We start from the raw sequence: 14,585 nt of genomic DNA, 5'->3' as shown, positions 1-14,585 counted from the left end.
TCCCGAATTTCGCTACGGGATTCTAAGATGATTTTAATTTTGCACACGTTAGATCCTCAAATAAATTCAGGATGACAATCTTAAAAACTTATTTAGATTTCTCCCATTAGACTCTCCCATTGAAAATCAAAGAAACGCATATTGTTCCTGTTGTTACCGAAAAAATCAGGTTACAGGAATATGCGGTTTCGATATTTACTTCTTTACCTACCAAAAGTTCACTTAAAAAAGCTTTAAAAAAAGAACTTATTCTTTTAGACGGTAAACCCGCAAAAACTTCAGACTGGATCCATGAGGGTCAAAAAATAGAGCTTCTTGAGCCTAAAATTGAGGAAAAGAAAGTATTCACTTTAAAACTGGAAATAATTTATGAAGATGAATTTCTTGCGATAATTCATAAACCTCCAGGAATCCCCACCAGTGGAAATTATTTTAAAACCATAGAAAACGCCCTTCCTTTTAATTTAAAGGAATCTAAAGCCAAAGATGCACTACCAGCTCCCCTACCCGTTCACCGTTTAGACAACCCAACTTCGGGCTTATTGCTTATTGCTAAAAGCAAAGCGGTGCAGGTGGATTTAAACAGACTATTTGAAGAAAAAAAGATTCAGAAAAGTTATTACGCGCTGGTTTCTGGGAAGATTGAAGATTCAATACTGAATGATTCTATCGAGGAAAAAGATGCCAAAACTAATATTGAAGTTTTAAAAGATTTTAAGCTTAAAAATGAAAATTTCAGCCTCGTAAAAGCATATCCTAAAACCGGAAGAACTCACCAAATAAGAATTCATCTTGCTAAAAAAGGCAACCCCATTATTGGCGATAAACTTTACGGAAAAGCTTCAGAAATAATAAACAAAAGCGGTTTATTTTTAGCAGCTACAGGACTTGAATTTCAACATCCTATCACTAAAGAAAAAATGGTTTTCGAGCTTCCGCTTCCGAAGAAATTCAGAGAATTTAAGAGATTAGCTAAGAATACTTAACAAAATTTTACCACAATCATTTACTATGCCAAATGCTGTGTAGTATTGTTTTCCGTATTTTTGTTATAAACAACAATTGTTTCAAAATAGCGTTGAAACAATTAAATCTCACTTATAAAGTGAGCTTAGTAAAATAAATTTATGCTTAAACAGCAACTAAATCTCAAATTATCCCAAAAGCTTTCCCCCCAGCAAATTCAGCTGATGAAGCTTATCCAACTTCCTACGCAAGCTTTTGAGCAGCGTATAAAACAGGAACTGGAAGATAATCCTGCTTTGGAAGATGGTAAGGTGGAAACTAAGGATGAGTATGAGGAATATGAGGATGACTATAATGACCGTGAGCGGGAAGATGAAGGAACTGAATCTATAGAAACCGAAATTGATGTTGATGAATATTTGAGTGATGATGAGGTACCAAATTATAGGCTTCAGGCGAATAATTACAGCCCAGATGATGATGAAAAAAGCGTGCCTTATGCTGCCGGAACATCATTTACACAATACCTAACCACACAATTAAGTACACTTAGATTTGATGAAACCGAAGAGCAAATTGCCGCTTTTTTGGTAGGAAGTGTTGATGAAAGTGGGTATTTAAGAAGAGAGTTGCAGGATGTGGTTGATGATCTTGCTTTTACTCAAAATATCTACACCGATGAAAAATCGGTAGAGAAAGTACTTAAAAAAGTCCAGGAACTTGATCCGGCGGGTGTGGGTGCAAGATCGCTTCAGGAATGTCTTCTTATTCAATTGAAACGAAAAGAACCAACAAAAGCCGTAGAATTGGCCGAGGATATTATGGTGCGCTCTTTCGATCAATTCAGTAAAAAGCATTATTCCAAAATACTTTCAAGACACGATATTTCTGAAGATGAACTTCGCCAGGCTATAGATGTAATTGAACATTTAAATCCAAAACCTGGTGGTTCTTATTCGGGAAATACTCGAATGGTGGAACACGTTATTCCAGATTTTACAATCAAGATTGTAGACGGGGATTTAGAACTTAGCCTTAACGGCAGAAATGCGCCTCAAATGCACGTTTCCCGTGATTACAGTGATATGCTAAAAGGCTATAAAGAATCTAAAGAAAAAACAAAAGCGCAGAAAGATGCGGTAATGTTTATAAAGCAGAAGCTGGATGCTGCAAAATGGTTTATTGAAGCGATAAAACAACGCCAGCAAACTTTGATGGTTACGATGAGTTCAATTATGAATTATCAAAAAGAATACTTTCTTACTGGTGATGAGCGAAATCTTAGACCAATGATTTTAAAAGACATTGCCGATGAGATAGAAATGGATGTTTCTACAGTTTCCAGGGTGGCTAATAGTAAATATGTAGACACTCCATATGGAACTAAACTTATAAAAGAATTCTTCTCTGAATCTATGAAAAACGACCAGGGGGAAGATGTTTCTACCAGAGAGATCAAGAAAATTCTGGAAATGTCTATTGAAGAGGAAGACAAACGCAAACCGCTTACCGATGAAAAACTCGCGAAAGTTTTAAAAGATAAAGGTTATCCAATTGCCAGAAGAACGGTAGCGAAATACAGGGAACAGTTAGATATTTCGGTTGCAAGATTGCGAAAAGAAATTTAATGAGATTCCTTTTAAAAAGTGCTTCTTTTATTTTCCATCCGCTTTGGATACCACTAGCAGGAAGTTCACTTTATTTCTTATTTACACCGCGGTTTTTTCCACATGGGGTAATTCAGGCTAAACTTTTAGCGATATCTATCTTAACCATATTTATACCCGTAGTATTTTACTTTTTACTGAAAAATCTTGGTAAAGCTCAATCTATATTTCTTGAAGATGTAAGAGAAAGAAAATGGCCGTTGTTCTTCTTTACCATTTTGATCTTAATGGTATTAAATCAAATTTTAAATTCCTATAATTATGCAGCTTTGTATTACTATTTTGTAGGAATTTTATTTGCTACCATATTAGCCTTTACTTTAGCGAGTTTTCGAATAAAAGCCAGCCTACATATGATGGGTATGGGTGGACTTATCGTCTTCCTTATAGGTTTAAGCTTAAATTTCAATATTAATATAACCTACACTATTAGTTTCTTAATCCTCGCTCTTGGATTGACCGCTTCCTCTAGAATTTACTATAAAGCACACACCTACGGCGAACTTTTACTCGGACTTGCCTGTGGAGTAATCCCGCAGGCTGTGGTTCTTTATTATTGGTTATAAGATATAGAACATTAAACCAACTCTAAATACAGAGATATCAAGGGTTTCTCCATTTAAATTTACATCAGGAAATAGCGAATTCAGGCTATAATAAAAGTGAAAATTAAATGTATTATACCCAAAAGTAAAAGTTGCACCCAAACGGAAACGATCTAAATCGGGCACATCTGTTTGAACAACTTGATTATCGGGCTGGACAAAATTGCTTCTAAAGTGATAGACATAGCCAAATTTCAATCCGGTGTAAATCCTCCAGAACTTGTAAGTTTCAGCCGTAGAAGTGCGCCAACGAAATTCCAGCGGAGCCTCTACGAGTTGCATCGTAAATCTATTGGTATTATAATCTAAATCCCGGGTTAAGTTTCTAAAAATACTTTCTCCACCTTCATCCTCTCCTATAAAAAGATTATGGCTATAACTATTTAAAGACCATCCTAAACCTGCTGCAATGGCTATATTTCGACGTTTATTTAGAGGGAAATCTCTTGTAAATCCTGCATGTAGTCCTCCAGAAAAACCAGATTGAGAAATTGACTCTGGCTTATTACCTATTAAATTAAAAGTAAATCCTACATAAAATTGATCTTCCCTATAAAGGCTGTCTATTACCGAAGGAACTGAGTCTGGAATACGGCCTTCCTGGCTTTCAGTTTGAGCTAAAAGAGGAATACAAAGAAAGAGAAAGAAGAGAAAGGCAGTGAATATTTTTTTCATTTAAACCGAAGATATATAGCATTTAAAGATAAAAAAACATCCTGCCCAATATTTAAATTTGAACAGGATGTTTCTACAGTTTTGAAAAAAGATTATTGGCTGTTATTGCATATTTTCAGCCGCATCACCTTGTTTAGTGGTATAATTGATCTTTAAGGCTTCAGCTTTTCTAAGCTCTTGCTTAATATCTGAAACTAATCCCATATTTGTTTCTTCATCTACCTTAAGGGCAGTTGTAAGATATGGTATCAATTCTTCACGTTTAGTCTCTCTTTCAGCGAAAATAAATTGTTGAACTTCATCCACACTGGCAAATTTATCGTTCAACTGGATTCTGGCTTCAGAACCGAATCTTTCCTGATAACGCGGACTCGGCTTCCCTGCGTAAATATACATTACAAGGTCTTTCTTGTCCAGCTTCTCAACCTGATCGGCAAAAGGCAATTTATTCTCTACCATTAATGTATTCTGCCTCATTACGGTTACCACCATAAAGAAGAACAATAACATAAATACAATATCTGGTAAAGATGCTGTACTAATAGCTGGTTGGCCTTCAGATTTTTTCTTTTTGAATTTAGACATAATTGAGTCTTAAATTTAAGTTTAGTTTATAAGGCTATTAACCCTGAGGTTCTGCTTCAGAAAGTTTTTGAGGAATCATATCTTTAATTAATTCGATACGTTCCTTAAGCGTTTCTTTATCACCTTCACTCGTACGAGAGTCATTATATCCAGCCTCCATTTCTGTATAACTAGTTCCGAATAAACGTTGCGCTTCTCTATCTCTTAATTGATTATAAGCTGCAACAAGTTCATTTTGAACTGCGATATAGGTTCCATACTCGGTACCCCTGTTATTTACCAAAGAAATAATTGCTTTCTGTGGGTTAACAGAAGATGCCGGGTCTCCTAGTCCCTGGCAAAAATCACAAGCTTCTTCGCCTGTACCTCCACCATTATCAAGAAATTCAACAGCTGCCTGTCTCAATTCCCCGATTTCCATGTTCTCATCTTCTACTAGCAATTCATTATTAGAATTAACCAGTACCTGGAAGATGTTCCGTTCTTTAATTATCGGCGGATCCTGCTCTTCAGGTTGCCATTCCGGCAACTTCCTGCTAATCCCTGTATCTGTCTCAATAGTTGTAGTAACCAGAAAGAAGATAAGGAGCAAGAAAGCAATATCGGCCATAGAACCGGCATTAACTTCTGGTGCATCTCTTTTTGCCATAATTTTACTTCGTTAATTTTTTAACTCCTGAAATCACCATTGCCAGAATCGCAATTCCCGCAAGGATATAGAAAGTTACTAAACCTGCACTTATCCAATGCGCTGTATCGGCTGAAAGTATACTTCCATCTTTAAGCGTCATTTGAGATCCTTCTGTAACAAGATAAGCGATTAATATAATCCCTATAAAAGATCCAATTGCAATAAGTGTAGTTTTAATATTTCCTTTAAACAGGCCTTTAATCACAAAGATAGCAACCAAAGCAATAACAATCAACAATACTAAATATGCTACATACATAAATGGATTGAGGAGACTGGATTGCAAATCGGCCGAGGCCTCTATAGCATCACCGTCTTCAGCCAAGATCCTTCCCAGTAGGATAAGACCTATAACGCCTATAACGATAGATACATATTTTAATATTTTATGTAAAGTCATAATTTAATCTGGTCTTAGATTCTTTTTTTGTTTTTGTAAGCTACCAACATATCGATAAGAGTGATAGATGCATCCTCCATATCATTTACAATACTATCTATCTTAGCGATGATGTAATTGTAAAATATTTGAAGAATAATAGCCACGATCAAACCAAATACGGTAGTAAGAAGTGCCACTTTAATACCTCCGGCAACAAGAGATGGTTGCATATCACCTGCAGCTTCAATTCTATCGAAGGCGGTAATCATACCAATTACAGTACCCATGAAACCAAGCATAGGAGCAATAGCAATAAATAAAGACAACCAGGAAACATTCTTCTCTAATTGCCCCATTTGCACACCACCGTAAGCTACAACAGCTTTCTCTGCAGCGTCAATACTTTCGTCTGCACGATCCAGACCCTGATAATAGATAGAAGCAACAGGTCCTTTTGTATTTCTACAAACTTCCTTAGCTGACTCTACACCACCACTGTTTAAAGCATCTTCTACATTTCTAGCCAGTTTTCTGGTATTCGTTGTAGATAAGTTTAAAAAGATAATTCTCTCTATGGCAACAGCCAAACCAAGAATTAAACATAGAAGAACGATCCCCATAAATGCAGGCCCACCTTCTATAAATCGTTTTTTAAGTTCCTGATGAAAACCAAGAGTTTCTTCCTCTGCCTCATCTGCGGCAGCTGCAGCCTCTTCGTCTTGTACAAAATTCACAATTGTACCAGGTAATGTGTTTACATTATCGGCCGCATTTAGGTTTCCGGCTCCAAGTACCATCACCGCGGCGATTACCAAAATAGAAAATAATCTTTTCATTACTGTTTGTCTTAATTTAATTAGTTAAAGGGTTAAAGATATAAAAATAAATTTTTAATAAAAATATAATAATTATTGCAGAGAGGAAGGGATTCGAACCCTCGATACGCTTGTGGCGTATACACACTTTCCAGGCGTGCGCCTTCGACCACTCGGCCACCTCTCTTTCTTAACGTTTTTTAAACGGTGCGCCAAATAACGAAAAAAAATATACTTCGTCAAGCATCTGCCGTTAATTTTATGACATTTCCCCTCTAAGAGAGGTTTCAAAGATAGTTTTAAACACTTTTGGAGACAATTCTTTGCCCAAAAGGTACATTAATTTTGCCACCGCAGCTTCAGTACTTATATCTTTTCCTGAAACTACTCCTATTTTTTTAAGCTGAACACTAGTCTCATATTGCCCCATCATGACGCTACCCCCAATGCATTGTGTTACATTTACCACCAATAATCCTTCAGCAATTTTTCTTTTTAGAATATCTAAAAACCAATCATTGCTTGGGGCATTACCGCTCCCATAAGTTTCTAAAACCACTCCTTTTAAACCGGGTTTAGATAACATATATTCTACTGTACTGGCATTAATTCCCGGGAAAATTTTTAAAATAAGTACTTCGTTATTAAATCCTGTATGAAGTTTTGTTCTTTGTCTCCAGTTTGGACGCCATAGTGCGTTATAATTCACTGAAAGATAAACACCAGATTCAGCCAACGGAGGATGATTTAATGAAGCAAAGGCCTGGAAATGTTCTGCATTAATTTTCGTGGTCCTGTTAGCCCGGTATAATTTATATTCAAAATAAAGCCCGACTTCAGAAATTACCGGTTTTCCATTTTTTTGTAAACCTGCAATTTGAATACTGGTAATTAAATTCTCTTTAGCGTCAGTTCTAAGATCTCCAATAGGCAATTGAGAGCCGGTAAAAATAATAGGCTTGGTAAGATTTTCAAACATAAAACTCAGGGCCGAAGCGGTATAAGACATGGTATCACTCCCGTGCAAGACTACAAAACCATCATAGGTTTCGAAATTCTCCTGAATAGTATTAGCAACCTTAATCCAACATTCCACATTCATATTCGAGGAATCTATTGGATCTTCAAAACTTAAGGTATTAATCTCGTGTTCAAGGATTTTTAATTCGGGTATATTTTGTAAAAGTTCATCAAAATTAAAGGCTTTAAGGGCTCCCGAATCATAATCTTTAATCATCCCTATAGTACCGCCGGTATAAATAAGTAGGATCTTAGCTCTTTTCTTCATAAAGCGCTTCTTTATTAATTACAGGGTTTGCATACATTAATAAATAACTGTTAAGCTCCAGGGGGTTCTTCACATCTACTCTTCGGCTAAGGCGCCGCTCAAACTGTCTTTTTTCCTTATCGGAATACTTATCTGCGTAGTTTTCTGAATTCTTTAGTAAATCGAATGCGATATAATTTGCTGGCCACAATTTATAATTCTTGTAAATATGCTGATCTATCTTTGTTGCTACCGCTTTTAGTTGCGCATTAATAGAAGTATGTTCTTTTTCAATATCCTCAAAAACTTCTTTACCAAGAATTTCCCCTGCGTTAATATGAATACGACCTTTATTTCCCATAGCACCCTGCATAATGGAATTAAAGTCTTCGTTAGCAGATTTAACATATTCTTCCTTCATTCTTTTTGCCATAAGTTCAGGCATTTTTAGAATATCTGTAGGGTCAAATTCATAAGAAATAGCTACCGGAACTATTTTAATTTCGGTAAAATATTCTGCCAAACTTTTTTCACCCTTGGCCATCGCCAGCATTTTTAACACCCCTTGCTGTGTATAATCACTTCCATCTTTAGTTCTTCCTTCTCTTTGCGCCATCCAAACCGATCGTCCATCCTCCAGAAGTAATTTTTTAATATATTCTGAAAGTACCATAGAACTCTTTAGCATCTCCCTGGGGCTTATTCCTCGCTTTACAAGAAAATTCCTGTTTAAACGAGACAAAGCCATAAGAAAAGGCTTTCGCACCAGGTTATCTCCAATAGCAGAGGCTGTCATTATAAGATCCTGCTCATAAAGCGTGGTGTTTATAAGGCAGGTGTCGAGAATAATATCGCGATGATTGGAAATATAAAAGTAAGCCTGATCGTTATCCAATTTATCAAAGCCGTTATAGGTAAGCCCTTCAGTACTTTTTTCGATAACTTTAAGCACGGAATTATAGATCACCTTCGTTTGAAAATCTCTAATGGAATTACATTCTCCCAGCACAGTTTCAATTTCTGAATAACTTTTTTCGGGGAACGTAAATTGCAAAAGGGCTTTTACCATTGGATGCCTCTTGTATTCCTGCAAGGCCGTTTGCACCTCGTTCTCGTTATAAAACCTTATGTCTTCAAATTCTTTCACGCAATATTGTGTTAGCTAGGCAAATGAACAAATTTTAATTTTAACCTCCTTTATATCCCAAATATATCTTTTGAATTTTGGGTAGTAATTTCAGCAATTTCGGTCAGGGGCTTGTCGTAAACTTCAGCAAGCTTTTCTGCAACTTTTAAAAGATACTCGGGTTCATTTCGTTTCCCCCTGTAAGGAGAGGGTGATAGATAGGGCCCATCGGTCTCTAACAGAATTTCCGTAAGCGGAATTTCTTTTAAAAATTTATCAATTTTTCCATTTTTAAAAGTGACTACTCCCCCAATTCCTAACTTAAGATTATAAGAAAGAGCTCTTTTAGCCTGCTCGAAATTCCCTGTAAAACAATGAAAAATTCCGAAGAGATCGTCACTTTTTTCTTCTTCCAAAACATCAAAAACCTCATCAAAAGCTTTCCTGCAATGAATTACAATTGGAAGCTTGTACTTTTTAGCAAGCTTAATTTGCCTCCTAAAAGCTTCCTGCTGAATCTCTAATGTGCTTTTATCCCAGTGCAGGTCTATGCCTATTTCCCCTACAGCGTAGAGTCTTCTTTCTGCAAATTGTTCTTCTACATGCTCCAATTCAGCTTCAAAATTCTCCTGAACATGAGTTGGATGCAAACCCATCATGAGAAAAATATTATCGGGATAACGAGCCTCAAGACTATACATAGCTTCTGTAGTATCAGAATCTATTGCGGGAAGAAAGAACCGCTCAATGTTTTGTTTAAAGGCATTTTCTATCAGTTCGTCCCTGTCATTTTCGTAATCTTCGCTGTAAAGATGTATATGCGTATCGGTTAAAATCATAAAAGCAAAAATAATTTATTTTGAAGACCTATCTTTGCGAAAAACACAAAGAATGTCATCTTTAAAAAAATTGCTGAAAGAAAAAGGATTTAAGCGTATAAAACTGAAATATACCAAAACCCAACATCTTGAATTGGTAGCCAAAATTAACAATATTGAAGGAAACTTTATATTAGACACCGGAGCTTCCAGCACTTGTGTTGGTCTTGAATCTGTTAAACATTTTAAACTCCTGGCAGAAGATAGCGATGTTAAGGCTGCCGGGGCAGGTGCAACTAACATGATCACTCAAATTGCACAAAAGAACCGAATAGAAATTAAAGGTTGGAAAAAGAAAAAAGTAGACCTTGTCCTTTTTGATCTTCGTCACGTAAATGAAGCCCTTATAAACCACGAAGCTGAAAAGGTTCATGGGATAATTGGCGCTGACCTTTTAAGAAAAGGAAAAGCCGTCATAGATTACAAAGCACCGGCGTTATACTTAAAGTAGAAACAGATAAGGGGAAATATCCCCTTGACCCGTCACCGCATACTTTTTAAGTTTGAGGTAATCAATATTAGTAGAATGCCTGGCGTGTCAAAAAATAAAACTCAAAACAGTTTCCTTTATATTTTACTGGGAATCTTTGTGGTATGCGTTCTATTTTTAAACATTCTGAATTTATTATTATTTTAATTTGTTATTTGTGGTATCAAAAAAAAAAGGCAGCCAATTGGCTGCCTTTTTTAGTATTTAAATATTGTATAAATTAAAGCTCAAGAGCTCTTTTTACATCTTTATCCATCAATAATTCTTCTGGATTCTCAATAGCCTCTTTAATAGCTACAAGGAAACCAACAGATTCTTTCCCATCAATAATCCTGTGATCATAAGAAAGGGCTACATACATAATAGGACGAATCTCAACGTGACCGTCTATAGCCACTGGACGTTCTACGATATTATGCATTCCTAAAATTGCACTTTGTGGAGGATTGATAATTGGAGTTGAAAGCATAGATCCAAACACTCCTCCGTTGGTAATTGTAAAAGTACCACCAGTCATTTCATCTACAGTGATTTTTCCATCACGTGCTTTCGTAGCCAAACGTTTCACCTCATCTTCAACACCTCTAAAGCTAAGATTTTCAGCATTTCTAATTACCGGAACCATCAAACCTTTTGGCCCTGAAACCGCAATACTAATATCTTTATAATCAAAGGTAATTTGGTGATCGCCATCTATCATAGAATTCACACCTGGATATTGATCCAGCGCTCTCACAACTGCCAGCGTAAAGAAAGACATAAAGCCTAAACTTACCCCATGCTTGTCTTTAAATTCTTCTTTATATTTTTTTCTCAGGTTAAAGATAGGCTGCATATCTACTTCATTAAAAGTAGTAAGCATCGCGGTATCATTTTTAACTGAAACCAATCTCGAGGCTACTTTTCTACGAAGCATGGACATTTTCTTCTTAGATTCACCACGTTTTCCTGTCCCAGGACTTCCCATAGAAGCTTTCGCCTCCACAGCGTCCTCTTTCGTAATACGGCCATCTCTACCGCTACCATTCACATCCTTACTATCAATCCCTTTTTCATCAAGAATCTTCTTAGCCGCTGGAGATGGGCTACCTTTTGCATGTGAATCCTGCTTTTGAGAAGGTGTTGAAGACTTGGAAGGTTCTTCAGTTTTAGCCTCAGCCTTATCTTCCTTCTCTTTTTTCTCTGAAGATTCGTCTTTAGACTCCTCTTTATCTTTATTGTCTTTAGATTCTTTCTTGTCTTTAGACTCTTTTTTATCATCACCTCCACCTGGCCTTTCAGCTTCGGTATCGATTAGACAAACTACTTCGCCCACAGCAACAGCATCTCCTTCTTCAGCTTTAAGCGTGATAATTCCGCTGGCTTCAGCTGGAAGTTCTAAGGTAGCTTTATCACTATCAACTTCGGCTATTGCCTGATCTTTTTCTACGTAGTCACCGTCTTCAACCAGCCATTCGGCTATTTCAACTTCGGTTATAGATTCCCCCGGAGAAGGAACTTTCATTTCTAAGGCCATGATCTTTGTTTTTATTTAAAGTTTCCGCCAGGCGAAAACATTGGATTCGTTATTTAAATTTAATTAATTCTCTACTGTTTTGTCAAAAACACTTGCGATCACTTTTTCGTGACGCTTTTTAAATCTTACAGAACTACCGGCAGCCGGAGAACCATAGAATTTTCTACTGCAAACTCTAAAACTCTTAGCTTCATCAAAGTGTAGTAACATATGCCCGTAAGCTCCCATATTTCTAGGTTCTTCCTGAGCCCAAACTACATCTTCAGCATTCTTGTATTTCTTGATCGTTTTCTTCATTTGCTCTATAGGCAGTGGGAACAATTGTTCTACACGTACTAAAGCTACATCATCCCGATGATTTTCTTCTTTATATTCTAACAGATCGTAGTAAAATTTACCTGTACAAAATACCAGGGATTTCACGTCTTTAGCTTTCGCTTTTGGATCGTCTAATAGCGGCTGGAAACTACCTTCTGCGAAATCTTCTTTTGTTGAAATTACTTTTGAATGTCTCAACAAGCTTTTAGGTGTAAAAATTACCAAAGGCTTTCTAAACCCGGCTTTCATCTGCCTACGTAAGATATGAAACATATTGGCTGGTGTAGTAACATCTGCCACATACATATTATCTTTAGCACAAAGCTGAAGAAAACGCTCCATTCTTGCTGAAGAGTGTTCAGCTCCCTGGCCTTCATACCCATGAGGCAAGAAAAGCACCAATCCGTTCTGTAATTTCCACTTATCTTCTGCTGCAGAAATATACTGATCTATCATTATTTGGGCGCCATTCACAAAATCTCCAAACTGGGCCTCCCAAATTGTTAGTGTATTAGGACTTGCCATAGCATAACCATAATCAAACCCCATTACACCATATTCTGAAAGCGGAGAGTTATAGACGAAAAAATCGCCATCTCTACCTTCTATATTGTTGTGAAGAATAATTTCTTCTTCACTATCTTCTACTTTTACAATTGCGTGACGGTGAGAAAAAGTACCTCTTTCACTATCCTGCCCGCTAATTCTAATATTAAATCCCTCTTTCATTAAAGAACCATAAGCAAGGTGCTCGCCCATAGCCCAATCAAGCTTGTCATCCTCAAAGTAAAGTGTATGGCGAAGATCAATGATCTTTTTCACCTTACGCATAAACTTTTTATCATCAGGAAGTTTGGAAATAGCATCTGCCACCTTATCAAGATCTTCTATCTTGTAAGTGGTATCCATTTCCTTCATCATTTCATCTTCGTAAACATTCTCGAAACCATCCCACTCATCTTGCATAAAAGGAGTGATCCTGGTGGTTTCTTCTTTCCTGGAATCTTCCAGGTTTTCTTCTAAATCAGCTTTATATTCCTCTTCGAGTTTAGACAAATATTCATCGTCAATAATATTAGCCGATTTAAGTTTTTCAGCATAAATATCCAATGCATTTTTATGCTTGGAAATTGCTTTATATAATTTTGGCTGAGTAAATTTAGGCTCATCTCCTTCATTATGCCCATATTTTCTATATCCTAAAAGATCTATAAATACATCACGTTTGAATTTCATTCTAAAATCCAGAGCAAACATAATAGCGTGAACAACAGCTTCTGCGTCATCTGCATTTACGTGTAATACTGGAGAAAGGGTTACTTTACCAACATCGGTACAATACGTTGATGAACGACCATCAAGATAATTGGTGGTAAAACCAATTTGGTTGTTTACTACAATATGAATAGTTCCACCGGTTTGATAACCTTCCAGTTGCGCCATTTGCACTACTTCATAAACAACTCCCTGACCAGCAATTGCGGCATCCCCGTGCACTAAAATGGGCAATACTTTCATATTATCACCACCATAGTGTCTATCCTGTTTAGCTCTTGCTATACCTTCTACTACAGGACCCACAGCCTCAAGGTGAGACGGATTTGGCGCTATATTTATATTAATTTCTTTTCCATTATCGGTTTGACGACAAGAAGTCCAACCCAGGTGATATTTTACATCTCCATCAAATATATCCTGCTCATAATCTTTCCCATCGAATTCGCTAAAAATATCTTTAGCGCTTTTTCCGAAAATATTAGTAAGAGTATTCAGTCGGCCACGGTGAGCCATACCCATAACAAAATCTTTTACGCCAAGATCTGCGGCTCTTTCAATAAGCGCATCTAAGGCAGGAATTAAACTCTCTCCACCTTCTAGTGAAAAACGTTTTTGACCTACATATTTTCTGTGCAAAAATGATTCAAAGGAAACTGCCTGATTTAATTTCTTCAGGATCTTCTTTTTCTCGTCATCACTAAAGTTGGGATGATTTTCATTTTTATTCAACCTATCCTGAATCCATTGAATTTCTTCCGGCTTACGAATAAACATATATTCGATCCCGATAGATTCACAATACACCTTTTCCAGGTGTTTTATAATATCACGAAGCGAGCTAGGGCCAATCCCCAACATATCTCCGGCGTTGAATTTAGTATCTAAATCGCCTTCTTCCAATCCAAAATTATCTATTTCTAGCGTTGGGCGATATTTACGTCTTTCTCTAACCGGGTTTGTTTTTGTAAACAAGTGCCCGCGAGTTCGGTAACCATCTATAAGACGAATTACCTTAAATTCTTTAACTACGTGTTCCGGGATTTCTCCATCCTGAAAATTTACAGGAGCTTCCTCCATAGTTTCCGCAGAAACTCCGTTTTGTTGCATTCCAAAGTCAAAACCTTGAAAAAAAGCCCTCCAACTGGGCTCTACACTATCGGGGTACTGAAGATATTGGTCGTAAAGTTCGGCGAAGTATGCCGTATGTGCAGCGTTTAGAAATGAAAATCTATCCATAAGTTGAAACTAATGTTTCTTTTGAGTGTAAAACATAGCAAAAATACAATTTTTAGAAAAAACAGCCTGTAGCAAACGATATATTTATCC

14 protein-coding genes and 1 tRNA gene are annotated in these 14,585 nt (G+C 36.7%); 4 read left to right on the top strand and 11 right to left on the bottom strand.

Going from position 1 to position 14,585, the window contains the following annotated elements; genetic code table 11:
• Nucleotides 1–119: 119 nt before the first annotated feature.
• The 3 genes from FG27_RS10720 (at nucleotide 120) to FG27_RS10710 (ending at nucleotide 3,199) form a co-directional block, all read left to right on the top strand.
• Nucleotides 120–986, top strand: coding sequence for an RluA family pseudouridine synthase (locus FG27_RS10720; RefSeq protein WP_037318901.1), 867 nt, complete (start codon nucleotides 120–122; stop codon nucleotides 984–986).
• Between the two features lie 141 nt (nucleotides 987–1,127).
• Nucleotides 1,128–2,594 (top strand): RNA polymerase factor sigma-54, encoded by a 1,467-nt coding sequence (gene rpoN, locus FG27_RS10715; RefSeq protein ID WP_037318899.1) that lies wholly within the window; start codon nucleotides 1,128–1,130, stop codon nucleotides 2,592–2,594.
• A complete protein-coding gene (locus FG27_RS10710; protein WP_037318897.1) occupies nucleotides 2,594–3,199 on the top strand; it encodes a hypothetical protein in 606 nt (201 codons plus the stop codon). The genes rpoN and FG27_RS10710 overlap by 1 nt, the downstream gene beginning before the upstream one ends.
• Here the strand turns inward: FG27_RS10710 and FG27_RS10705 are convergent.
• The 9 genes from FG27_RS10705 to FG27_RS10665 form a co-directional block, all read right to left on the bottom strand.
• Nucleotides 3,194–3,913, bottom strand: coding sequence for a porin family protein (locus FG27_RS10705; protein WP_037318896.1), 720 nt, complete (start codon nucleotides 3,911–3,913; stop codon nucleotides 3,194–3,196). The two genes, FG27_RS10710 and FG27_RS10705, sit on opposite strands and share 6 nt — an antisense overlap.
• Nucleotides 3,914–4,015: 102 nt before the next feature.
• A complete protein-coding gene (locus FG27_RS10700; protein ID WP_037318894.1) occupies nucleotides 4,016–4,498 on the bottom strand; it encodes a biopolymer transporter ExbD in 483 nt (160 codons plus the stop codon).
• A gap of 37 nt (nucleotides 4,499–4,535) precedes the next feature.
• Nucleotides 4,536–5,147 carry a biopolymer transporter ExbD gene (locus FG27_RS10695; RefSeq protein ID WP_037318892.1) on the bottom strand — a complete coding sequence of 204 codons (612 nt, stop codon included), beginning with the start codon at nucleotides 5,145–5,147 and terminating at the stop codon, nucleotides 4,536–4,538.
• Between the two features lie 4 nt (nucleotides 5,148–5,151).
• Nucleotides 5,152–5,589, bottom strand: a complete 438-nt coding sequence (locus tag FG27_RS10690) for a hypothetical protein (RefSeq protein WP_037318890.1) — start codon at nucleotides 5,587–5,589, stop codon at nucleotides 5,152–5,154.
• A 14-nt stretch (nucleotides 5,590–5,603) separates the two neighbouring features.
• Nucleotides 5,604–6,407 (bottom strand): MotA/TolQ/ExbB proton channel family protein, encoded by an 804-nt coding sequence (locus FG27_RS10685; protein ID WP_037318886.1) that lies wholly within the window; start codon nucleotides 6,405–6,407, stop codon nucleotides 5,604–5,606.
• A gap of 78 nt (nucleotides 6,408–6,485) precedes the next feature.
• Nucleotides 6,486–6,573 (bottom strand) — tRNA-Ser (locus FG27_RS10680).
• Nucleotides 6,574–6,645: 72 nt separating this feature from the next.
• Nucleotides 6,646–7,674 (bottom strand): asparaginase, encoded by a 1,029-nt coding sequence (locus tag FG27_RS10675; RefSeq protein ID WP_037318884.1) that lies wholly within the window; start codon nucleotides 7,672–7,674, stop codon nucleotides 6,646–6,648.
• Complete coding sequence (locus FG27_RS10670; protein ID WP_037318881.1) at nucleotides 7,658–8,800, bottom strand: 1-acyl-sn-glycerol-3-phosphate acyltransferase; 1,143 nt, start codon at nucleotides 8,798–8,800, stop codon at nucleotides 7,658–7,660. Before FG27_RS10670 ends, FG27_RS10675 begins: the two co-directional genes overlap by 17 nt.
• Before the next feature lie 50 nt (nucleotides 8,801–8,850).
• Nucleotides 8,851–9,618: a TatD family hydrolase gene (locus FG27_RS10665; RefSeq protein WP_197051684.1), complete on the bottom strand. Its 768-nt coding sequence runs from the start codon at nucleotides 9,616–9,618 to the stop codon at nucleotides 8,851–8,853.
• Nucleotides 9,619–9,670: 52 nt separating this feature from the next.
• Between FG27_RS10665 and FG27_RS10660 the strand changes: the two genes are divergently transcribed.
• On the top strand, nucleotides 9,671–10,108 hold the full coding sequence (locus tag FG27_RS10660) for a retropepsin-like aspartic protease (protein ID WP_037318876.1): 438 nt from the start codon (nucleotides 9,671–9,673) through the stop codon (nucleotides 10,106–10,108).
• 259 nt (nucleotides 10,109–10,367) lie between these two features.
• On the opposite strand, the gene odhB is transcribed toward FG27_RS10660, so the two are convergent.
• Nucleotides 10,368–11,663, bottom strand: a complete 1,296-nt coding sequence (gene odhB / locus FG27_RS10655; protein ID WP_037318873.1) for a 2-oxoglutarate dehydrogenase complex dihydrolipoyllysine-residue succinyltransferase — start codon at nucleotides 11,661–11,663, stop codon at nucleotides 10,368–10,370.
• Nucleotides 11,664–11,726: 63 nt separating this feature from the next.
• Nucleotides 11,727–14,495 carry a 2-oxoglutarate dehydrogenase E1 component gene (locus FG27_RS10650; protein ID WP_037318870.1) on the bottom strand — a complete coding sequence of 923 codons (2,769 nt, stop codon included), beginning with the start codon at nucleotides 14,493–14,495 and terminating at the stop codon, nucleotides 11,727–11,729.
• Nucleotides 14,496–14,585 lie beyond the last annotated feature (90 nt).

The sequence above is a fragment of the Salegentibacter sp. Hel_I_6 genome, assembly GCF_000745315.1.
In the GTDB taxonomy this organism is placed as follows: domain Bacteria; phylum Bacteroidota; class Bacteroidia; order Flavobacteriales; family Flavobacteriaceae; genus Salegentibacter.
This window is presented reverse-complemented; position numbering and strand designations above follow the sequence as displayed.

What these genes read in the sequence shown, in the direction of transcription:
- rpoN (WP_037318899.1), top strand. Translation starts at nt 1,128, where the DNA reads ATGCTTAAACAGCAACTAAATCTCAAATTATCCCAAAAGCTTTCCCCC.
- FG27_RS10710 (WP_037318897.1), top strand. Translation starts at nt 2,594, where the DNA reads ATGAGATTCCTTTTAAAAAGTGCTTCTTTTATTTTCCATCCGCTTTGG.
- FG27_RS10705 (WP_037318896.1), bottom strand. Translation starts at nt 3,913, where the DNA reads ATGAAAAAAATATTCACTGCCTTTCTCTTCTTTCTCTTTCTTTGTATT.
- FG27_RS10700 (WP_037318894.1), bottom strand. Translation starts at nt 4,498, where the DNA reads ATGTCTAAATTCAAAAAGAAAAAATCTGAAGGCCAACCAGCTATTAGT.
- FG27_RS10695 (WP_037318892.1), bottom strand. Translation starts at nt 5,147, where the DNA reads ATGGCAAAAAGAGATGCACCAGAAGTTAATGCCGGTTCTATGGCCGAT.
- FG27_RS10690 (WP_037318890.1), bottom strand. Translation starts at nt 5,589, where the DNA reads ATGACTTTACATAAAATATTAAAATATGTATCTATCGTTATAGGCGTT.
- FG27_RS10685 (WP_037318886.1), bottom strand. Translation starts at nt 6,407, where the DNA reads ATGAAAAGATTATTTTCTATTTTGGTAATCGCCGCGGTGATGGTACTT.
- FG27_RS10675 (WP_037318884.1), bottom strand. Translation starts at nt 7,674, where the DNA reads ATGAAGAAAAGAGCTAAGATCCTACTTATTTATACCGGCGGTACTATA.
- FG27_RS10665 (WP_197051684.1), bottom strand. Translation starts at nt 9,618, where the DNA reads ATGATTTTAACCGATACGCATATACATCTTTACAGCGAAGATTACGAA.
- FG27_RS10660 (WP_037318876.1), top strand. Translation starts at nt 9,671, where the DNA reads ATGTCATCTTTAAAAAAATTGCTGAAAGAAAAAGGATTTAAGCGTATA.
- odhB (WP_037318873.1), bottom strand. Translation starts at nt 11,663, where the DNA reads ATGGCCTTAGAAATGAAAGTTCCTTCTCCGGGGGAATCTATAACCGAA.
- FG27_RS10650 (WP_037318870.1), bottom strand. Translation starts at nt 14,495, where the DNA reads ATGGATAGATTTTCATTTCTAAACGCTGCACATACGGCATACTTCGCC.